At 69.7% G+C, this 20,060-nt stretch carries 16 protein-coding genes; 5 read left to right on the forward strand and 11 right to left on the reverse strand.

What is annotated here, in order from left to right; all coding sequences use genetic code 11:
- Positions 1 to 41 precede the first annotated feature (41 nt).
- Positions 42 to 1,136, reverse strand: a complete 1,095-nt coding sequence (locus ACEYYH_RS20515; protein ID WP_374976134.1) for an AI-2E family transporter — start codon at positions 1,134 to 1,136, stop codon at positions 42 to 44.
- A gap of 54 nt (positions 1,137 to 1,190) precedes the next feature.
- Here ACEYYH_RS20515 and ACEYYH_RS20520 point away from each other — a divergent pair, with 54 nt between their 5' ends.
- Positions 1,191 to 2,591, forward strand: a complete 1,401-nt coding sequence (locus ACEYYH_RS20520; RefSeq protein WP_374976135.1) for a DUF2252 domain-containing protein — start codon at positions 1,191 to 1,193, stop codon at positions 2,589 to 2,591.
- A gap of 32 nt (positions 2,592 to 2,623) precedes the next feature.
- Here ACEYYH_RS20520 and ACEYYH_RS20525 read toward each other — a convergent pair whose 3' ends face one another.
- Positions 2,624 to 3,058: an MmcQ/YjbR family DNA-binding protein gene (locus ACEYYH_RS20525; protein WP_374976136.1), complete on the reverse strand. Its 435-nt coding sequence runs from the start codon at positions 3,056 to 3,058 to the stop codon at positions 2,624 to 2,626.
- Between the two features lie 123 nt (positions 3,059 to 3,181).
- Between ACEYYH_RS20525 and ACEYYH_RS20530 the strand changes: the two genes are divergently transcribed.
- Entirely contained in the window at positions 3,182 to 6,517 is a 3,336-nt protein-coding gene (locus ACEYYH_RS20530; protein ID WP_374976137.1) for a DUF5979 domain-containing protein, read from the forward strand.
- A 66-nt stretch (positions 6,518 to 6,583) separates the two neighbouring features.
- On the opposite strand, the gene ACEYYH_RS20535 is transcribed toward ACEYYH_RS20530, so the two are convergent.
- The 8 genes from ACEYYH_RS20535 to ACEYYH_RS20570 form a co-directional block, all read right to left on the reverse strand.
- Positions 6,584 to 7,054, reverse strand: coding sequence for a heat shock protein transcriptional repressor HspR (locus ACEYYH_RS20535; RefSeq protein ID WP_374976138.1), 471 nt, complete (start codon positions 7,052 to 7,054; stop codon positions 6,584 to 6,586).
- Positions 7,055 to 7,183: 129 nt separating this feature from the next.
- Positions 7,184 to 8,182 (reverse strand): DnaJ C-terminal domain-containing protein, encoded by a 999-nt coding sequence (locus tag ACEYYH_RS20540; protein WP_374976139.1) that lies wholly within the window; start codon positions 8,180 to 8,182, stop codon positions 7,184 to 7,186.
- 15 nt (positions 8,183 to 8,197) lie between these two features.
- Entirely contained in the window at positions 8,198 to 8,815 is a 618-nt protein-coding gene (locus ACEYYH_RS20545; protein WP_116195355.1) for a nucleotide exchange factor GrpE, read from the reverse strand.
- 2 nt (positions 8,816 to 8,817) lie between these two features.
- The gene (dnaK, locus tag ACEYYH_RS20550) at positions 8,818 to 10,689 is read right to left on the reverse strand and encodes a molecular chaperone DnaK (protein ID WP_116195354.1); all 1,872 of its coding nucleotides are present in this window, start codon (positions 10,687 to 10,689) and stop codon (positions 8,818 to 8,820) included.
- A gap of 201 nt (positions 10,690 to 10,890) precedes the next feature.
- Entirely contained in the window at positions 10,891 to 11,454 is a 564-nt protein-coding gene (locus ACEYYH_RS20555; RefSeq protein WP_374976140.1) for a hypothetical protein, read from the reverse strand.
- A gap of 40 nt (positions 11,455 to 11,494) precedes the next feature.
- The gene (locus tag ACEYYH_RS20560) at positions 11,495 to 12,694 is read right to left on the reverse strand and encodes a cation:proton antiporter (protein WP_374976141.1); all 1,200 of its coding nucleotides are present in this window, start codon (positions 12,692 to 12,694) and stop codon (positions 11,495 to 11,497) included.
- A 1-nt stretch (position 12,695) separates the two neighbouring features.
- The gene (locus ACEYYH_RS20565) at positions 12,696 to 13,184 is read right to left on the reverse strand and encodes a cation:proton antiporter regulatory subunit (RefSeq protein WP_374976142.1); all 489 of its coding nucleotides are present in this window, start codon (positions 13,182 to 13,184) and stop codon (positions 12,696 to 12,698) included.
- Between the two features lie 109 nt (positions 13,185 to 13,293).
- Positions 13,294 to 14,877: an MFS transporter gene (locus ACEYYH_RS20570; protein WP_374976143.1), complete on the reverse strand. Its 1,584-nt coding sequence runs from the start codon at positions 14,875 to 14,877 to the stop codon at positions 13,294 to 13,296.
- Between the two features lie 81 nt (positions 14,878 to 14,958).
- Between ACEYYH_RS20570 and ACEYYH_RS20575 the strand changes: the two genes are divergently transcribed.
- The 3 genes from ACEYYH_RS20575 to ACEYYH_RS20585 all read left to right on the forward strand — a co-directional run bounded on the left by ACEYYH_RS20575 (position 14,959) and on the right by ACEYYH_RS20585 (position 19,306).
- Entirely contained in the window at positions 14,959 to 16,440 is a 1,482-nt protein-coding gene (locus tag ACEYYH_RS20575) for an MFS transporter (protein WP_374976144.1), read from the forward strand.
- A 122-nt stretch (positions 16,441 to 16,562) separates the two neighbouring features.
- The gene (locus ACEYYH_RS20580) at positions 16,563 to 17,135 is read left to right on the forward strand and encodes a hypothetical protein (RefSeq protein WP_374976145.1); all 573 of its coding nucleotides are present in this window, start codon (positions 16,563 to 16,565) and stop codon (positions 17,133 to 17,135) included.
- Positions 17,136 to 17,260: 125 nt separating this feature from the next.
- The gene (locus ACEYYH_RS20585; protein ID WP_374976146.1) at positions 17,261 to 19,306 is read left to right on the forward strand and encodes a substrate-binding domain-containing protein; all 2,046 of its coding nucleotides are present in this window, start codon (positions 17,261 to 17,263) and stop codon (positions 19,304 to 19,306) included.
- Positions 19,307 to 19,397: 91 nt separating this feature from the next.
- Here the strand turns inward: ACEYYH_RS20585 and ACEYYH_RS20590 are convergent, their stop codons facing one another.
- Positions 19,398 to 20,024 carry a MarR family winged helix-turn-helix transcriptional regulator gene (locus ACEYYH_RS20590; RefSeq protein WP_374976147.1) on the reverse strand — a complete coding sequence of 209 codons (627 nt, stop codon included), beginning with the start codon at positions 20,022 to 20,024 and terminating at the stop codon, positions 19,398 to 19,400.
- Positions 20,025 to 20,060: the final 36 nt, after the last annotated feature.

Consider the following 20,060-nt stretch of genomic DNA (forward strand, 5'->3'; position numbering starts at 1 on the left):
GGGGCTCCGGGAGGACTCGGGTGGTAGGGGCGAAGGGTGGATCAGGAGTCGGAAAGGGATACTCGGGCGGCGGACGCGGGGGTGGCCGTGCGATCTCCCGACAGCCATCGGAGCCACAGTGAGCCAGGATCGCCCTCGAGCACCAGCGTCCGGACGAACAATGTCAGCGGGATCGAGAGGATCGCACCCAGCGGGCCGATCACGAAGGTCCAGAACACGACCGAGAAGAAGCTCAGCGTGAGGCTGAGGTCGACCGCGTCGCTCACGAACTTCGGCTGCACGAGCACCTGCAGCACGACATTCACGACGCAGTAGATCGCGATGACCGCGAGGAACAGCGGCCAGCCGCCGACGACGAAGGCGAGCACCGCCGGCGGAATGAGCCCCAGCACGAACCCGATGTTCGGGACGAAGTTCGTCACGAACGCGAGGACCGCCCACACGATGGGCGCGGGCACACCGAGGGCCCAGAGCGCCAAGCCGTCGATGATCGCGACGATCGCGCCGAACGACGCATTCACCACGTAGTAGCGACGAACCCCCGTGTTGAGGCGTCCGATCCGGGCGAGGACGGGGCGACGGCCGGCGCCGAAGACCCGCTCCGCGTCGCGATATCGTGCCGCGTCGGCCGCCGTGAAGATGATGTACGAGACGACGAAGAACAGAGCGGTGACCACCCCGATCACCGTGCCGCCGATGCTCCCCACGAGCCCCAGCAGCGCCTGGGGATCGAGGACCGAGGCCGCAGCATCCGTCGCCTGCTGATCCAGCCCGACGGACTGAAGCCACGCGAGGAAGTCGTCGAGGCTGCCGCGCAGCTGGTCGAGGTAGTCCGACACGAGGCCCGCGAACTGCACGCCGGCGACCCACAGCAGGACGCCCATGACGGCGAGGACGAGGTAGGCCAGCAGGATGACCGCGGTCGTACCGGTCCAGCGCGGCCAGCCGCGCCGCTCCAGAGGGCGGCGGACCGGTTCGCAGATCACGACGAGGACGATGGCGAGAGCGAGCGGGCCGATCAGGCTCCGCGCGAAGTACACCCCGGCGAGCACCACCACGGTCGCGGCGAGCACGAGCAGAACGCGCAGGCTCGGCGAGATCGCAGGGGGCGAGGCGGGCTGCGCGGCGCGGTTCACGACGCCAGAGTAGCGATCTTCCGCATCGCAAGCGGGCAGTGCCACACTGGGCGCATGTCTACGATCGACGCCTCGCCCATCGGCCGCACGTGGGCCCCGCTGCCGTCCTACGCCGACCACATCGCCGAAGGCCGCGCCGCCCGCGAACGCAACCCGCGCGAGTCGCTCGCCGAGCTGCCGACGAACGACCGCGATCCGATGGGGATCCTCGACGCACAGGATGAGGACCGCGTCCCCGAACTCGTGCCGCTGCGCACCGAGCGCATGGCCGCGAGCGCATTCGCGTTCTATCGCGGCACGGCCGCCCTGATGGCCGCCGACCTGTCCCGCTCGCCGTCGAGCGACGTCAGCGTCGGGTCGTGCGGTGACGCGCACGTGTCGAACTTCGGGCTGTATGCCTCGCCGCAGCGGACCCTCGTGTTCGATCTCAATGACTTCGACGAGTCCGCGTGGGCGCCATGGGAGTGGGACGTGAAGCGGCTGGTGACCAGCATCGTCATCGCCGGGCAGTCGACAGGACGCGCCGACTCAGTGGTGCGCGAAGCGTCGCTCGATGCGGTGCGCGTGTACGCGCGCGCGGTCGGCACGGGCGCCAAGCGCAGCCCCTTGAAGCGCTACTACGACCGTTTCGACGCCATGGCCGCAGAGCGAGCCGTGGACGACGACACCCGCGCCGCCATCGACTCCGCGATCAAGGAGGCCGAGAAGCGGACCGGAGCGCGTGCGGCGAAGAAGATGACGCAGGTCGATGCGGAGGGCCGCGTGGTCTTCCTCGAGGCGCCGCCGACCATGACCCACATCGACGCCCAGTCGGAGGAGCGCGTCCTCGGAGTCTTCGACCAGTACATCCAGTCGGCGAACATCGACATCCGCGCACTGCTGCAGAAGTACCGCATGTCGGACATCGCCCTGCGTGTCGTCGGGGTGGGCAGCGTCGGGACGCGATGCTTCGTGATCTCGATGCAGGACGGTGACGACGGCGTGCTGCTGCTCCAGGGCAAGGAGGCGGGCAAGAGCGTGCTGATCGAGTACGGCAAGGCCGAGCAGCCGGAGGTCGTGACGCGATTCATCGACCAGTATGGCGACGGCGGTCGTGTCGTGGGCATGCAGCGCATCCTGCAGTCGGTCTCCGATCCGTTCCTGGGTTTCGTGCGCCGCACGACGTACGGCGCGCAGCGCGACTTCTACGTGCGCCAGTTCCGCGACAAGAAGGGCGGGTTCGACATGGACGAGCTCGACGACTCCGCCTTCCTCTGGTACGCCGACGCCTGCGCAGCGACGCTCGCGCGCGCACATGGGCAGTCCCCGCTGTCCGCCGCCGTTGCGGGCTACGTCGGCGGCGGCAAGGTCGCGGGAGAGGCGATCCTCGAGTGGGCATACAAGTACGCCGACCTGTCGCGCGCCGACTGGGAGCTCTTCCGGAAGCACCGCAACGTCGAGACCGCGCCAGCGTGAGCGATGACGGATGCCGCGGCCCGCGGCATCCGTCATCCGTCGGCGCGGGCCGATCCGCCAGCAGGTGGGTGCGCGGAGAGCCACTCGTTCGCGACGAGCTTGGTGACCTTGAGCAGCCACGCGTCGGTGATGACCTCGCGAAGCTGGTCGAGATCGATGCCGTCGAGGCGGACCAGCACCGCGGGGTACCCGTCGAAGTGCGGGATCGTGAAGAACGCGTCGGGGTAGGTCTCGAGCAGGGCCTCCTTGACCTGTGCGCCGTCGGTGCGCACGCCCACGACCTCGCCGGGCGGCCATTCGCGCCCCAGGGCCGAGAGCTGCTCGAGATCTCGGCTGCTCGGCCCACGCTGCCAGACGAACACCCCGGCGGGCGTCCGCCAGCTCGCGCCGCCACGGTGCCCGTCGACGCGCTCGACCACGCCGGGGAACCCGAGCGCGATGACGCGGACGTCGTCGAGGGTGGCCATGCCCTCCATGATGCGCCCGATCCCGACGCAGGTCGAGCCGTTGATTGTTCGGCTGATCAGGACCGATAGGGTACGAATCACCGGGCTGCGTCTCCCTCGCGCGCCCGGAGAGGGGTCTCGCGCATGCCACGATTCGACCGCCCGCGTTTGCGCCGCCTGGTCGCCGGCCTCACCGCGACACTGCTCGCCGCCACGGGCGCGGTGGCGGTGGGCGCGATCGACCCGCCCCCGGCGGCCGCGGCGTATCCCGAGTCGGTCAACCCCTTCGCGATCGCGGGCGGCTTCACCGTCTACGCGCGGAACAACGCGCTGCTGCAGAACCAGGAGACCGAGGGCAGCATCGCGGTGGGCGGCATCGCAACGGTCGCTCCGCAGGCCAGCCAGTACACGATCATCCACGTGTCGGCCGGCACCGGGAACTACGATCTGCCCACGGTCGACGGCGACCCCACGCGCTTCCTCGTCAACCGGTACAGCACCGCGAGCACCGGCATCCTCGCCATCACGAGCGCCGGCACGACCGATCCCGCGTTGTGGGGCGACCTCAAGATGGTCCAGCGCGACGGCGGCTGGCAGGCGTTCACGCGCGCCGACTGGCTGCGCCTGAACCAGAATCCCTCCAACGTCGACCAGACGCCGCTGATCGACGCGACCCACCAGCAGTATCCGGCGGATGCTGCGCCCCCGGCCGGCGCGGTCGGCAACGGCAGCATCTACACGGCGAACACCTCCGACACCGCGGTCGCCGACTACGTCGAGGCGAACCGCGACGCATCGTGGGAGGAGGCGTCGAGCTGCTTCGATGACATCGCGGATCCCACCGCGGGCGTCGGCTACCCCGTCGGAGTGGCGGAGGACGCCGGCGACCGCGTCGTGCTCGAGGAACTGAGCCCCGACCAGCCGAACGTGGTGGACTACGCGGCGATCGCGGGCGCGTCGCTCATCCAGTTCTCGCCCGGACCGACGCCCGGCGTGTCGAACCCGCTGGTCATCCGCGTGCCCGAGGGGACGACCGAGGTGATCGGCGCACGAGCGGACCCCCAGGGCGTGCACTCGCCGTACATGGTGTGGGACCTCTCGCAGCTCACCGGCGACGTGCTGGTGAGAGCCGGACAGGCACGGATCGACGGCTCGATCTACGCCCCCGACGCCTCGGTAACCGTCGACGCGGCACCGCTGGACGGTCAGGTGATCGGCCAGAACGTGACCATCAAGGGCGGCGAGGTCCACTCCTTCCTGTTCTCGGGCGAGATCTCGTGCGACGACGCGAGCGGCACGTTCGAGGTGCGCAAGGAATTGGCAGGCGGGATCGAACCCGGCGATCTGCCCGCCGGGTCGACGTTCACCGTCAACTTCCGCGCCGTCGACCCGGACGGGAACGTGAGCGGCGGCTCGCTCGAGGTGCCCGCCGACGGGACGCCGGTGCCCGCAGGCGAGCGGTTCCCGGAGGGCACCGAGGTCACGTTCGACGAGATCGCCCCGGAGACCATCCCCGGCTGGGAGTGGGGCGCGGCCGAGATCGAACCGAACCCGCTCACCATCGGGACCGGTACCGCTCAGGTGGTCGTGACCAACACGGCGACCGAGCTCACCGGCACCTTCAGCGTGTCGAAGTCGATCGACGACCCCTCGGGCGAGCCTCCGGTCCTCGAGGGGACGGTGCCCGTGACGTGGATCGCGCGGTACGGCGGCGAGCAGATCGGCACCGGCACGATGGACGTGCCGTTCGACGGGACGGTCGTCGATGTCGGGCAGCAGTTCCCGGTCGGCACGCGCATCATCCTCACCGAGAACCTCGGCGGAATCGATCCACCGCCGGGCTACGACTGGAGCGGAATCGGCTGGAGCCCCGGCCGGACCTTCGTGATCACCGATGCCGGCACCACCGTCGCCGTCGAACTCACGAACGTCGTCACGCCGACCGATGACGGGCGCACGATCACGATCGTGAAGCACGCCGAAGGCGCTGCTGCGGACCCACGGTTCGGCTATGCGGTCACATACAACACGAACCCCTCCCCTGAGCGCGCGACCCTCCCCCTTCCGGTCGGCGAGCCGCAGCTGATCGACGACCTCGAGACGGGGACCGAGACACTCGAGCTGGCCGAACTGCCGCCGACGCTCGACGGCGACCCCGTGGCGGACCTCGACGACTGGGTGCCGCCTGTCATCGACGTCACGATCGGTGAGGAGACGACGCGTTACGAGCCCGACGGATTCGGCGACATCGTCGAGATCCCGCTGCCCGCCGACTCCGACGCCGACATCGAGATCGAGGTGACGAATGCGTTGAAGGAGGGCACGTTCACCGTCTCGAAGGAGTTCGACGGCATCCCGCCCGACCAGGTGCCTCCGGGGCTGGAGTTCACCGTGGTCTGGACGGCCTACTTCCCGACGACGGAACCTGAGGACGTGATCCAGCAGGGCGTGCTGCGGGTCCCCGGCAACGGCGAGCCCGTCGGCCCGGTCGACGAAGCGGGTGAACCGCTGCTGTTCCCCTACGGCACCGTCGTGACCTACGAGGAGCAGGCTGCACCGACGATTCCGCACCTCTCCTGGCTCGGCGCCGCGTTCGACCTCGAACAGCTCACGATCGGCGCGGACGACCAGGCGGTCGTGCACGCGACGCTCACCAACGACGCATCGCTGATCGAGGGCACTTTCCTCGTCCAGAAGAACATGGACGGCATCGAGCCGGACGACCTCCTCGTCGACTCGTTCACGATCGACTACGTGGCGCATCTGCCCAGCCGTGACGTGCTCGTGGGCCGGTTCGAGCTGCCGGCCGATGGGACGCCCGCAGGCCCGGTCGACAGCCAGGGCAACCCGATCTCGTTCCCGATCGGCACGGTCGTCAACGTCCTCGAGGAGGACTCCGGCCCGTCTGCGCTCCCCGACGGATACGAGTGGGGTGAGACCACGTGGAGCCCCGGGAACTCCGTCGAGATCGAGCTCAGCGCGACGCCGCCGGTGCTCGAGGTGACGAACTCGGTGGTCGCAATGACCCGCTGGGCCGTCACGAAGGTCGTCGCAGGGAACGGCGCATCGTCGGTCCCGGTGGGCACGACGTTCCCGGCCGACTGGTGGCTCGACGGGGTCGCTCAGCCCCGCATCGAGCTCGAGCCGAACGTCACGATCACGTCGCCCTACTTCCCGGTCGGGACGATCATCGAGGCGCGCGAGGCAGACCTGCCGTCGGTCCCCGGGGCGGACTGGGGTACCCCGGTCTGGACGGTCGACGGAGAAACCCTTGTGCCCGACGAGAACGACAAGGTCACGCTGCCGATGTCAGAGGTCCGCACCCCGCAGACCGCGGAGCTCACTTTGACCAACACCCTGACCACGCGCCCGCTGCCTGCGACGGGCGGCGGTGGGCTCTCGCCGTTGGTCCCGCTCGGCGCCGTCGGCCTGATCGCGGTGGGCCTGCTGCTCGCCATGCGACGCGCGCGACGCGTCTGACGCACGACCGCGATCGCTCGCGAAGAGGGAGGGGACGCAGCATCCGTCCCCTCCCTCTTCCGTGAATCACGCGTCCGGAGTCTGCCCGGCAGTTTCGTCCCGAAGCTCGATCGGCGTGCGAGGGCGCCACACCACCACCTCGGTCGCACGCCGCACGCGCGTGCCGTGCCGGAGCGTCACGACCGAGCCGGTGGAGCCGGCTGCGAAGACGCGTGCGCCCGGCCGCTTCTCGAGCTCGGCGCGCATGCGCTCCTCGAGGTCGCGCACGCGGCCGTGGAGCTCCTGCACGCGGTTCTCGAGCTCGATGATGCGCACGATCGCGGGGAGGCCGATGCCGTCCGACGACATGCGGGCCACCTCGCGGAGCTGCTCGACGTGACGCAGCGAGTAGCGCCGCGACCCGCCCTGCGTGCGGGCGGGCACGACCAGCCCGAGCCGGTCGTACTGACGGAGCGTCTGCGGGTGCATGCCCGACAGCTCGGCGGCGACGGCGATCGCGAAGATCGGGGCATCCTCGTCGATGTCGTCCTCGGTCATTTCGTCACCTCACAGATCCCGGTCGTTGAGCGAGCCTGCGAGTCGAAACGTCCCGCACCGACGTCGCACGTCCGTCCGAGGCGTTTCGACTCGCTCGTTCCTCGCTCGCTCGACGACCGTATACATGGGTCAGCCCTGTGCCTTGGCCATGAGGTCGGCGCGGGGGTTCTCCTTCGACTCGAGGCTCTGGAAGCGCTCGAGCGCTTCGCGCGCGGCCTCGTCGAGGTGCGACGGCACGGCCACCTGAACCTCGGCGAGGAGATCGCCGGTGCCCTTCGCGGTCTCGACGCCGCGTCCTTTCACGCGCAGCACGCGGCCGGACGGAGTGCCCGGGGCGACGCGCAGCCGCACCGGATCGCCGCCGAGGGTGGGCACCTCGATGGTCGCGCCGAGCGCGGCCTCGGTGAACGTCACGGGCACGGTGACGCGCAGGTTGAGTCCATCGCGCGTGAACACGGGGTGCGGACGCACGGTCACCTGCACCACGATGTCGCCGTTCTCGCCGCCGTCGGGCGAGTGACGCCCGCGGCCGCGCAGCCGGATCTTCTGCCCGTCGGCGACGCCCGCGGGGATCTTCACCTTGAACGGCTTGCCGTCCTCGCCCTGCAGCGTGATGGTCTCGCCCTTGGTCGCGGTGAGGAAGTCGATCGTCGTGCGCGCCGTGACGTCGGCACCGCGGGTCGGGCCGCCGAAGCCGCGATAACCGCCGCTCGGCTGCCCGAACCGCCCGGAGCCGAAGCCACTGCCGCCCTGCTGCTGGTTGAACATCGCGAAGATGTCGTCGAAGTCCTCGGCGCTCTGGTAGCGGGCGCCGCGGCCCTGGTTGAACATCGAGAAGACGTCCTCGAAGCCGCCGGCGCCGCCCTGACCGCCCGCCGTGAAGCGCGCACCCGAGCCCATCGCGCGGATCTGGTCGTACTCCTTGCGCTGCTCCGCATCGGAGAGCACCGAGTACGCCTCGCTGACCTCCTTGAACTTCGCCTCCGCGGCCGCGTCACCCTGGTTGGAGTCGGGGTGGTACTTCCGCGCGAGCTTGCGGTACGTCTTCTTGAGGTCAGCCTCGCTGACGTCCTTCGAGACGCCCAGCACCGAGTAGAAGTCCTTGTCGAACCAGTCCTGACTGGCCATGGAGCCTCCTTCGGGCTATTCGGCGGGAACCGCGACGACGACCTTCGCCGGACGCAGCTCCACCGAGCCGAGGCGGTAGCCGACCTCGACGACCTCGACGATCGTCTGCTCGGTCGCGCCCGGCGTCGGCACCTGGAAGATCGCCTCGTGCTGCTGCGGGTCGAACGCCTCGCCGGCCGCGCCGTACGTGGTGAGTCCGATGCGCTCGGCGACGCCGCGGAGCTTGTCGGCGATCGCGGCGAACGCCGACCCCTCTTCGAGGTCGCCGTGCTTCTCGGCGCGGTCGAGGTCGTCGAGCACCGGCAGGATGCCCTTCGCGACCGCGCCCTGGGCCCGCTCGATCTCGACCTCGCGCTGCTCCTCGGTGCGGCGGCGGTAGTTGGCGTACTCCGCCTGCAGACGCTTGAGGTCGTTCAGCAGCTGCGACTCGAGGTCGGCGAGCACGGCGTCCTCAGCCGCGGCGTCGGCGTTCTGCGCGGCGCCGAGGATGTCGTCGACCGTGAGCTCGTCGTCCTGCCCGTCCTGCGGCGCGGGGCCGGAGGCGTTCGCCTCCGACCCCTCGCCCTCAGGCCGGACCTCTTCGCCGTCGCCCGGTTCTTCGACCGGTTCGGGGTTGTGGTCCTTGTTCGCCATGGTTACTTCTTCTCGTCCTCTTCGTCGACGACCTCGGCGTCGACGACGTCCTCATCGGACTCCGTCGAGGCCTGGCCGTCACCGGAAGCGCCGGCCGCAGCATCCGGAGCCGCCTGCGAAGCCTGGCTCGACGCATAGATCGCCTCGCCGAGCTTGCCCTGGCTCTGGTTGAGCTTGTCGAACGCGGTCTTCACCGCGTCGTCGTCCTCGCCCGCGAGAGCGGTCTTGAGCGCGTCGACGTCGGCCTGGACCTCGGTCTTGACGTCCTCGGGGAGCTTGTCTTCGTTCTCCTTGATGAGCTTCTCGATGGAGTACGAGAGCGTCTCGGCCTGGTTGCGGACCTCCGCCGCCTCGCGCCGCTTCTTGTCCTCCGCGGCGTGCTCCTCGGCCTCGCGCACCATGCGCTCGATGTCGTCCTTCGGCAGCGACGAGCCGCCGGTGATCGTCATCGACTGCTCCTTGCCGGTGCCCTTGTCCTTCGCGGACACGTGCACGATGCCGTTCGCGTCGATGTCGAAGGTGACCTCGATCTGCGGGATGCCACGCGGAGCCGGCGCGATGCCGGTCAGCTCGAACGTGCCGAGCGGCTTGTTGTCGCGCGTGAACTCGCGCTCGCCCTGGAAGACCTGGATCGCGACCGACGGCTGGTTGTCGTCGGCGGTCGTGAAGGTCTCCGAGCGCTTCGTCGGGATCGCGGTGTTGCGCTCGATGAGCTTCGTCATGATCCCGCCCTTGGTCTCGATGCCGAGGCTCAGGGGGGTCACGTCGATGAGGAGGACGTCCTTGCGCTCGCCCTTGAGGACACCGGCCTGGAGGGCGGCGCCGACGGCGACGACCTCGTCCGGGTTCACGCCCTTGTTGGGCTCCTGGCCGCCGGTCTCCTTCTTGACCAGCTCCGAGACCGCGGGCATGCGGGTCGAGCCGCCGACGAGGACGACGTGGTCGATGTCGCCGACCTTGATGCCGGCCTCGCGGATGACGTCCTCGAACGGCTTCTTCGTGCGGTCGAGGAGGTCCTTGGTGAGGTCCTCGAATTTCGCGCGGGTGATCGTCTCGCTGAGCGACACGGGGCCCGAGTCGGTCAGCGACAGGTACGGCAGGTTCACCGAGGTGCTGGTCGAGCTCGAGAGCTCCTTCTTCGCCTGCTCCGCGGCCTCCTTGAGGCGCTGCAGCGCGATCTTGTCGCTCGAGACGTCGACACCGGTGGTGTCCTTGAACTGCTTGATGAAGTAGTCGACGAGGCGCTGGTCCCAGTCGTCGCCGCCGAGGCGGTTGTCACCGGCGGTGGCGCGCACCTGGATGGTCGAGAAGTCGTCGTCCTTGCCCACCTCGAGGAGCGAGACGTCGAAGGTACCGCCACCGAGGTCGAAGACGAGGATGAGCTCGTCCTCCTTGCCCTTGTCGAGGCCGTACGCGAGAGCCGCGGCGGTGGGCTCGTTGATGATGCGCAGGACGTTGAGGCCCGCGATCTCGCCCGCCTCCTTGGTGGCCTGGCGCTCGGCGTCGTTGAAGTACGCCGGGACCGTGATGACGGCATCCGTCACCGTGTCGCCCAGGTACTGCTCGGCGTCGCGCTTCAGCTTCTGGAGGATGCGCGCGGAGATCTCCTGCGGCGTCCACTTCTTGCCGTCGACGTCGAACGTCCAGTCGGTGCCCATGTGGCGCTTGACCGACGAGACGGTGCGGTCGACGTTGGTGACGGCCTGGCGCTTCGCGGTCTCGCCGACGAGCACCTCGCCATCCTTGGTGAACGCGACGACCGACGGGGTCGTGCGGAAGCCCTCGGCGTTCGCGATGACCTTGGGCTCGCCGCCCTCGAGGACGCTCACGACCGAGTTGGTCGTACCGAGGTCGATTCCAACAGCACGTGCCATGTGTATCTCTCCTTCATATAGGCGCAGACGGATGCTGCCACCCGGGGTTACAGGGAAGTCTTCTCGCAACCCACCATGAGGTTGAGTCGCGATGGCTCAACCATACGCCCGGGGTGCAGCATCCGTCAAATCAAAGTTGATAACTAGCGACTCAACTTTCCAGCCGCCTCAGGACCCGCCGCACGCAGACGCCGACATCGCCTAGATCGAGTGCGCGAGCGTCTGCAGCGCGATCACCAGCACACCGAGGGCGAGAAGGATGCCGAGAGCCAGGAGCTTCTGCCCCCAGCTCAGGCGCGCCCGCCGCACCGCCACCCACCCGATCACGCCGAGCGTCGCGATGTAGACGATGCTCGAGATCCGCAGCGACGTCGCGAGCTCCATCAGATCGAACCACGCGAGCAGCAGGAGGATGCCGGGGACCACCATCGTGGAGAGCGCTCCGCCGGCGACGCGGAGCAGCACCGCGAATTCCGCCCGGCTCGGGAACTCCTGATGCACCGCCAGATGCGACACCACGTCCGACACGAACCCCGCCGCGGTGATTCCGATCACACCGAGGACGAGGGCGAAGAACGCGTGATCCGGCTCGGCGTGCTCGCCGGCCGACACCACCAGCACGATGGCGAGTCCCGTGAACGTCGCGTACACGCGCTCCTTGAAGTACCGGACGAAGGCGTCCTGCTGACCGCGGGACCCGTCGAGTCGTCGCTGCTGCCTGCGAGAGAGGGAACGGGAGCCGTCCGGGTGCTCTTCGTCGGTCATGCGGTCACCCTAGAACAGTCGCCACACGGATGCTGCGGCATCAGGCCGCACTCACCCCTCGTCGGCGACGGCCGGCCTGCACCTGCCCCGCCCACGCCTCGAACCACCGCGTATCGGGCAGCCGTGCCAGGAGAGGGCCGGCGATCATCGTGATCAGCACATAGGCGGTGGCGAAGACGGCGAGCGACCTGTCGACCCCGGCGCCGACAGCGAGCCCGGCGATCACGATCGAGAACTCCCCGCGGGGGGTGAGCGCGAAGCCCGCACGCCATCGGCCGGCCTCTGCGATCCCCGCGGCGCGAGCCGCCAGGTATCCGGTGAGGACCTTCGTCGCCATCGTCACGATCGCGAGTGCCGTGGCCGGGAGGAGGAATCGGACGATGTCGGCCGGATCCGTCGACAGGCCGAAGAACAGGAAGAACACCGAAGCGAAGAGGTCGCGCAGCGGCGCCAGCAGCCGATGCGCGTGCGCCGCAACGGGTCCGGAGATCGCGATGCCCACGAGGAACGCGCCGACTGCGGCCGACACGTTCGCCTGCGCGGCGAGTCCCGCCACGATGAGCGTGAGCCCGAGCACGGACAGCAGGAGCACTTCGGCGTTGCGCGACCACACGAGGCGCGAGACGAGCTGGCCGTGCCGCAGCGCGATGTAGAGGATCAGCATGACCGCCGCGAGGGAGACGACGACGGTCACGACGGCCGCGCCGGCGTCGAGACCGATGAGGACCGCCATGAGGACCGGCAGGTAGAACGCCATCGCCAGATCCTCGATGACGAGGATCGACAGCACGACGGGCGTCTCACGGTTGGCCAGACGCCCCAGATCGTGCAGCATCCTCGCGATCACGCCCGACGACGAGATCCACGTGATCCCGGCCATCGCGAGCGCGGCCACCGGTCCCCAGCCGAGCATGAGCGCGACCAGAGCCCCGGGGATCGCCCCCAGGAGAGCGTCGAGCGCGCCGGCACGACGAGAGCGACGGAGGTTGCCGAAGAGCTCGTCCGCCGTGTACTCGAGCCCGAGCATCAGCAGCAGGAGGATCACGCCGATCTCGGCACCGACCTCGATGAACTCCTCCCCCGAGCTGAACGGCAGAAGTCCGCCCTCCCCGAAGGCGAGTCCGGCCAGGAGGATCAGCGGGATCGATGAGATCCCGAGCCGCCCCGCGAGCCGGCCGAGCAGGGAGATCCCGAGGAGGAGCGCGCCGATCTCGATGAGGACGAGCGCCCCGTCGTCCATGTCATGCCCCGTCGATGATCCGCGCGAGATGCTCGAGGCCCTCGGGGGTGCCCACGGCCACGATCGTGTCGCCCACGATCAGGGGGTCCAGGGGACCGGGTGCGGGCATCACGGCGCCCCCGCGGACGATCGCCACGATCGAGCACCGCGTCAGGGTCCGTGCCCTCGTGTCGCCGAGGGGACGCCCCGCGAACGGGCTGTCGGCGCGCAGGGTGATGTTGGCCGTCGACAGGCCGTCGATCTGCTCCCGCAACCCGGCCAGCTGGGTGAGGATCACGGAACCGCCGAGCACCTCCGACAGGGCGGTGGCCTCCTCGTCGGTCAGCGCGAGCGTCTGTGCGGCACGGTCGGGATCCCGCGCGTCGGCGACCGCGAGCTCGCGACCGCCGTCCCGGAAGGTGATCACCGAGAGTCGGCGACCGGCGCTCGTCTCGAGGTCGTGCCGCACGCCGATCCCCGCCAGCTCTGCACGTTCCACATGCACGGACATGCCCTCATGATGGCACCGCGCGCGAGGTCGTGGGTGAGGAATCTCGCGCGCCCGATGCCGCGGCCCCGGGCGGTTCCACACTCGGGCAGCGCTCTTCAGCGGCGGGTGTTCAGCCGCCCAGCATCCCTTCCACCGCCTGGTTCGGCTTCGGGTCGGGCAGGCGCCGCATGCGGAACCCGTTGAGCACGCCCAGCACGGCCGCGAGGATCGGGATGAGCAGTGCGACCTGGAGCGCGATGTGGCGGGCCTCGGTGTTGATGCGGATCACTTCGGCCGACGCCTCCGGCGGCTCGTCCGCGAGGAGCTGCTCGAGACCCGTGTTCGACATGAGCTCGGCGTCCTCCTCCAGCACCGTGGCCACCTGCTCCTGCTGCTCGCTCGTCAGCACCGTGCTCGAGTACGCCAGCGACGTGAACGACGCCGCGAGGGTGGCGAGCATGATGGCGCCCGCGAACGCGAGGCCGAACGACAGGCCGAACGAGCCGGCGGCGGAGTTGACGCCCGCGGCCTCGCTGACCCGCTCGTCGGAGATCGGCGACAGCGTGTAGTTGTTGAGCTGCGACACGAGGAGGCCGAGGCCGCAGCCCGCGATGATGAGCGGGATCGTGAGCCACCACCCGGTGTCGGCGATCGGCACGAGCGGCACGATGGCGATGAGGCCGACGGCGGCGAGCGAGAAGCCGACCAGGATGAGGTTCGCGGGGCGTCCCTTGGCCCGGCGGCCGGCCCAGATCGCGACGGCGAACATGCTGAGCGACAGCGGCGCGATCGACAGGCCCGCCTGCAGTGCGTTGTACTCCAGCACCATCTGCAGATAGAGCGGAAGCACGATCATCGTGCCGCCGAGCGCGATCTGCTGCAGAAGCTGCCCGCTCACGCCGGTGCGGAACGGCTTCGAGGAGAAGAGCGCCGGATCGAGGAGGACCGGCTTGCCCTTCTTCTTGCGCGAGTTGAGCCACCACGCCAGGCCGCCGAGCGCGACCACGCCGAGGCCGATGATGATGCCGACATAGCCGCCGCCCTCCTGCCACACCAGGATGCCGAGCACGACGCCGCCCATGCCGATCACCGAGAGCGCCGCGCCGACGAGGTCGATCGAGCGGTCGCCGGTGTACTTCACGTCCTTCACGAGGCCGGCGCCGAGCAGCACCACGAGGATGATCAGCGCCTCGAGACCGAAGGCGACGCGGTACGACCAGAAGGTGGTGATGAAGCCACCGAGCAGCGGGCCGACCGCGGCCGCGATCGCGGCCGATGCGCCCACCAGCGCGTACACGCGTTTCTGGTGCGAGCCGGCGAAGTTGCCGTGGATGAGGGACTGCATCGACGGGAGGAGCAGGGATGCCCCGATCCCGCCGATGACCGCCCAGAAGATGATGACGGCGGTCAGGCTCGTGGCGAGCGTCATCGCGACCGCGCCGACCGCGTAGCCGAGAAGACCGAGGATGTACGCCAGCTTGCGCCCGATGAGGTCGCCGGTCTTGCCGCCGATGAGGATGAATGCCGCCGAGACCAGGGCTTCGAGGGCGATCGCGCCCTGCACGCCGCTGGCGGTCGTGCCGAGCTCCTTCACCACCGCCGAGATCGAGACGTTCATGATCGACGTGTCGACCACGAGCACGAACATCGCCATGGCGAGGAGGATGGCCAGGCGACTGTTGAACTTCGTCTCGGGCGAGGTTTCCCCTGTCATGAACGAAGCAAACCATCGCGGCGCTTGGGAGCGCTACGTTGATTCCGCACCAGTTCACCGAAGGGTCCTAGTGTGACCGACATGAGCTCACCCGCCCCCGGCTCCGACGAGTCCGGCACGCCGTCGACGCCCGCTCCCCCGGCGGGGCCCGGCGCCTCCACCGAGCACCCGCTGTCGACGGCGGCCCTCCACACCGACGGCCTCGACGACACCCCGGTGCCACGGCGGCGCGTGTTCGCGTGGGCACTGTGGGACTGGGCGACGCAGCCGTTCAACTCGGTCATCCTGACCTTCGTCTTCGTGTCGCTGTACCTCGTCTCCGACGCCTTCCTGCCGGCCGACATCGCGGCGCAGAACGAGAACGGCGACATGGTGTGCTCGACCGCGGCGGACGCGGGCACCGCGTACTGCGGCGCTCTCGCCGATCTGTCGGAGTGGTACGGCTGGGTCACCTTCGCCGCCGGCATCCTGATCCTCCTGCTCGCGCCCGTGCTGGGCCAGCGCGCCGACGCCGCCGGCACCAAGAAGCGCTGGGTGGTCGGCGCGACCGCGGTGCTCGCGCTCCTGCAGTTCGCTCTCTTCTTCGTCTACTCCGAGCCGCAGTTCTTCTGGCTCGGCGCGATCCTCGTCGCCCTCGGATCCGTCTCGTCCGAGATCGCGGGCGTCAACTACAACGCGATGCTCGTGCAGGTCTCGACCCCGAAGACGATCGGCCGCGTCAGCGGTCTCGGCTGGGGCCTGGGCTACATCGGCGGCATCCTCGCGCTCGCACTCGTCGTCGTGCTCAACACCGTCGGCTGGTTCGGCCTCGACGTGTCCGACGGCCTGGCCTATCGCCTCATCGCGGTCGGCGCGGCGGTGTGGACCGTGCTCTTCGCGCTGCCGTTCGTCTTCCTCGTTCCCGAGTCGCCGGCAGACCCGGGGCGCCGGAAGGTCGGCTTCTTCGAGGGCTACGTCGTGCTGGTGCACGACATCGTCGCGCTCTTCCGCGAGCACCGGCCGACGTTCTGGTTCCTCATCGCGAGCGCCGTCTACCGCGATGGCCTCGCGGGTGTGTTCGCGTTCGGCGGTGTGCTCGCCGCGGTGTCGTTCGGGTTCAGCGCGACCGAGGTCATCGCCTTCGGCATCGCCCTGAACCTCGTCGCGGGCGTCTCGACGATCATCGCCGGCCGCCTCGACGACCGCTTCGGCGCCCGGGCGGTCATCATCACGGCCCTCACGATCCTCATCGTCAGCGCGCTGTTCGTCTTCTTCTTGCGCGAGGGCGGCAAGCCGGTGTTCTGGGTGGGCGGCATCATCCTGTCGGCCGCCGTCGGACCGGCCCAGGCGTCGAGCCGGTCACTGCTCGCGCGCGTCACCCCGACCGGCATGCAGGGCGAGGTGTTCGGCCTCTACGCGACGACGGGCCGCGTGATGAGCTTCCTGTCGCCGCTCCTGTGGGCGCTGTTCATCGGCTGGTTCGGCGCGACCCACTACGGCATCCTCGGAATCGTGATCGTGCTGCTGGTCGGGCTCCTGCTGCTGATCCCCGTGAAGCTGCGGCCCAAGGACATCGCCCGCTGACCGCGGCGGATCGATCCGCCGGTCGCAACCGCCCTCGCATCGGATACCCTCGCTTTCGGGCAGCATGCGGACGGGGGGTCGTCGCGCACGCGTGCCTCACCTCGCCGAACCCGAGAGGCACCGTGACGACCCCGCTGATCCAGCGCCAACGCGCCGAGCGCCTGCGCGCCGCGCGTCACCGCCGCGCCGTCGCGTATTGGTGGGTGCTGATCGCGTGGCTGCTGTCGATCTGGATCGGCACGTCGGTCGTCCCGAACGAGTGGCTGCACGCGCCGGCGCTGTTCGGCCATCTGGCCTCCGTGATCGTGGGACTCGGGGCGGCCGTGCTGCTGGAGATGAGCGGACTGCTCTGGATGCTGCGCCGAACGTCTCTTGACGACCTCCGGCGCACCGAGCCCCCGGTAACCGCCCTCGCGTGGCTGGGCATCGCGGGCCTGTTCGCGACCGGTGCATTCCTCCAGCCGGACCTCTCGCAGCCGCTCACCGCGATCAAGATGATCGCGGTGCTCGTTGCAGCGATGAACGGCGTCGCGATGACGAGGCTGACCGACCAACTCGACCGGCTGCCAGGCAGAGTCCGGTTCTCGGCGCTCCCCGCGACGTTGCGGCTCTGGTGTGTCTGGAGCGCGGTCGTGTCGCAGAGTGCCTGGTGGACGGCGGTTCTGATCGGCATGTTGAACACCGCCTCTCGGTGATCTCTCGGCTTCCTCTCCCTCGCCTCGCAACATCACTCGGGTTAGGCTCTAGCCACACACCGGATCTTGGGACCGGTGACCCCCCGCCCGGCCTAGCGGCCGTACCCGCTTCGAGGATTCCCCCCATGCGCGATGGAACGCGCGGCAACGAAGACGTCCCTGGCCCCCGCCGGGGCCAGGCCTCCGCACCGAAGACCGCACCTGAGACATCGACACCTCCGTCGACCCCTGCTCCGACCTTCTCGACAGCCGCCACGACCCCGAAGCCCTCGAAGCCGTCCGCCATCGACGAGCGCCGCGAGCGCCGTCGCAAGCGCCGCCGGCAGGCGATCATCGCGACGACGATCGTCGGCATCGTCGTGCTGGTCGGCTCGATCGGCACCGTGTCGTATGCGATCATCTCGAACCTCTCCGGCGGCGAGCCTGAGACCGCCGCCCCCGCTCCCGAGGCCCCGGTCGTCGCCGAACCGATCGTCTTCCCCGAGGACGAGCCCGCTGCCACCGCCGGCGCTGAGCCCTGCGCGACCGTTCAGGTGCTGTCGTCGTTCGAGAACGCCGAGATGGCGGAGGGCCTCGCCGCCGCCTACAACAGCCAGCCGCGCAATGTCGCGGGCTCATGCGTCACCGTGACCACCGCCCGCGAGAAGTCGGGCGTGGCCGCCGCTGTCGTGGCGACCGGCTTCCCGAACCTCGCCGACGACCAGAAGCCCACCGTGTGGCTCCCCGACTCGTCGACCTGGGTCGACGTCGCGCAGTCCGAGGGCGCCACCAACCTGCGCGCCGAGGGCACGAGCGTCGCCCTCTCCGACATCGTGCTCGCCATGCCCGAGAACCTCGCCGCCGCGATCGGATGGGATGCCGAGGCCCCGACGTGGACCGAGATCTTCGAGTCCGCAGGCGACCCCGACCTCTGGAGCGGCCTCGGCCACCCCGAGTGGGGCGCGTTCAAGCTGGGCAAGACGAGCCCGCTCGTGGCGACGAGCGGCGAGGCCGCGATGTTCGCGTCGTACGGCACCGCCGCCGGATCGATGACGGACTTCACCGCCGCGCAGGTGCAGGACCCCGCCGTGCAGGCGGAGGTGCACGAGAACGAGACGGCGACGAGCCACTACATGGCGACGCCGGAACACTTCCTCTGGCACGCGCGTCAGGCCGAGGCATCCGGATCCGCTGCCGACTTCCTCTCCGCGGTCATCGTCGACGAGAAATCCGTGTGGGACTACAACCGCGGCATCACGAGCCGCGACGGCATCACACGCACTCAGGCCGATCCGCCGGCGGAGCAGCTCGTGCCGATCTACCCGGCCGACGGCTACTACACGGCCGACAACCCCGTGATGCGCCTCACCGGCGGGTGGATCGACCCGGTCGAGTCGGAGGCGGCGGCGGACTTCATCCGCTTCACGCACACCGCGCAGGGCCAGGCCGCCGTTCGCGCGGCCGGCTACCGCGACCTCAATCGCGACCTCGACGAGGGCGTCCAGCAGGTCGGACAGCTCGAGGGCGACCAGGGCGGCACGCTCACCTTCCCCGCTGCCGATGTCGTGACCGCCGTGCAGGCGTCGTTCCCCGACGTCCGCAAGCGCGCGAACGTGCTGTTCCTCCTCGACGCGTCCGGCTCGATGGACGAGCCCATCTCGGCGAGCGACACGAAGCTGACGCAGGCCCGCAAGGCGATCGAGGCCGCCCTCGGCCACTTCACGAACGGCGACGACGTCGGCCTCGCCGCCTTCGCGCAGGCACCCGACGGCGCAATGGTGCCGGGACTCGTGTCGCCGGTCTCCGACATCGGCGCGTCGCGCGACGGCTTCCTCGGCGCGCTCGGCGGCATCACCTCGATGGGCGACACCCCGCTCTACCAGGCGGTCGACACCTTCGCAGCGCAGCAGGCGGCGTCGTGGTCGAGCGACCACATCAACGCCATCGTGCTGCTCTCGGACGGCGAGAACGACGCCCCGAACGCCCCCACGATCGGTGCCGAGCAGATGCTCGCGAACCTGAAGGACATGCACCACGCCACACCGGTGCTCATCTTCACGCTCGCCTACGGCGCCGACGCCGACGTGGCGACGCTGCAGTCCATCTCGAGCGCCACGGGCGCGCACTACTACGACGCGACCGACCCGTCGAAGCTCGAGGCCGTGCTCGGCGATCTCGTCACCAGCTTCTGACCAAGCCCCCGCACCGCGGCCGGGATACCGGTCGTTGAGCGAGCTTGCGAGTCGAAACGCGCCGAACCGGCGCGTAACAGTGGGCCCGCGACTATGACCCGCCGGGCCAGGAGTCGGCGAGCTTCGTCAGCAGCCGTGCGAGCTCCGCGCGCTCGGCGTCGGTGAACGCGGCGAGCGCCGCGTCGATCGCCTCACGCCGCTCGCCGCGGAAGCCGCGCACCAGGCGGGTGCCGGCGTCCGTCAGCGCGACGCGCGTGCGGCGGGCGTCGTCGGGGTCGGCCTCGCGCCGCACCAGATCGAGCTCAACGGCCTGCTGCACGAGGCGCGACGCCCGTGGCTGATCCACGCCCACGGCGTCGGCGATCTCCCCCACGGACAGTGGATGGGATGCTGCTGCCAGCGCCTCGAGCAGCCTCATGCGCGCCGGACCGCCGAAGCGACCGCCACCCGCCCACGGCGGTGCGCCCAACCCGGGGCCCGTTCCCCCGCGACCCCACGGACCGCCGCGACCCGGGAAGCCGTGGATCGAGCCGTCGGGGTGGACGTGCTCCGAGCCATCGGCTGGGTGCCCGTGCGGACCGGCGTGGCCATGTGCGTGCGGGCGTGCGGAGTGCGGGCCGGGGCCCTCCATCCACGGCGGACGAGGGCCTCGTCGTCCGCGGAGGCGGGCGAGGGCGGCAGCGATCGCGTCGGACGGGTCGTCGGGAGGAGACGGCATCTCTCCAATTTACATGCGACTTGACATGAATCCGGA

It is taken from the genome of Microbacterium trichothecenolyticum, assembly GCF_041938625.1.
Lineage (GTDB): Bacteria > Actinomycetota > Actinomycetes > Actinomycetales > Microbacteriaceae > Microbacterium > Microbacterium trichothecenolyticum_D.

What these genes read in the sequence shown, in the direction of transcription:
- ACEYYH_RS20520 (WP_374976135.1), top strand. Translation starts at nt 1,191, where the DNA reads ATGTCTACGATCGACGCCTCGCCCATCGGCCGCACGTGGGCCCCGCTG.
- ACEYYH_RS20525 (WP_374976136.1), bottom strand. Translation starts at nt 3,058, where the DNA reads ATGGCCACCCTCGACGACGTCCGCGTCATCGCGCTCGGGTTCCCCGGC.
- ACEYYH_RS20530 (WP_374976137.1), top strand. Translation starts at nt 3,182, where the DNA reads ATGCCACGATTCGACCGCCCGCGTTTGCGCCGCCTGGTCGCCGGCCTC.
- ACEYYH_RS20535 (WP_374976138.1), bottom strand. Translation starts at nt 7,054, where the DNA reads ATGACCGAGGACGACATCGACGAGGATGCCCCGATCTTCGCGATCGCC.
- ACEYYH_RS20540 (WP_374976139.1), bottom strand. Translation starts at nt 8,182, where the DNA reads ATGGCCAGTCAGGACTGGTTCGACAAGGACTTCTACTCGGTGCTGGGC.
- ACEYYH_RS20545 (WP_116195355.1), bottom strand. Translation starts at nt 8,815, where the DNA reads ATGGCGAACAAGGACCACAACCCCGAACCGGTCGAAGAACCGGGCGAC.
- dnaK (WP_116195354.1), bottom strand. Translation starts at nt 10,689, where the DNA reads ATGGCACGTGCTGTTGGAATCGACCTCGGTACGACCAACTCGGTCGTG.
- ACEYYH_RS20555 (WP_374976140.1), bottom strand. Translation starts at nt 11,454, where the DNA reads ATGACCGACGAAGAGCACCCGGACGGCTCCCGTTCCCTCTCTCGCAGG.
- ACEYYH_RS20560 (WP_374976141.1), bottom strand. Translation starts at nt 12,694, where the DNA reads ATGGACGACGGGGCGCTCGTCCTCATCGAGATCGGCGCGCTCCTCCTC.
- ACEYYH_RS20565 (WP_374976142.1), bottom strand. Translation starts at nt 13,184, where the DNA reads ATGTCCGTGCATGTGGAACGTGCAGAGCTGGCGGGGATCGGCGTGCGG.
- ACEYYH_RS20570 (WP_374976143.1), bottom strand. Translation starts at nt 14,877, where the DNA reads ATGACAGGGGAAACCTCGCCCGAGACGAAGTTCAACAGTCGCCTGGCC.
- ACEYYH_RS20575 (WP_374976144.1), top strand. Translation starts at nt 14,959, where the DNA reads ATGAGCTCACCCGCCCCCGGCTCCGACGAGTCCGGCACGCCGTCGACG.
- ACEYYH_RS20585 (WP_374976146.1), top strand. Translation starts at nt 17,261, where the DNA reads ATGCGCGATGGAACGCGCGGCAACGAAGACGTCCCTGGCCCCCGCCGG.
- ACEYYH_RS20590 (WP_374976147.1), bottom strand. Translation starts at nt 20,024, where the DNA reads ATGCCGTCTCCTCCCGACGACCCGTCCGACGCGATCGCTGCCGCCCTC.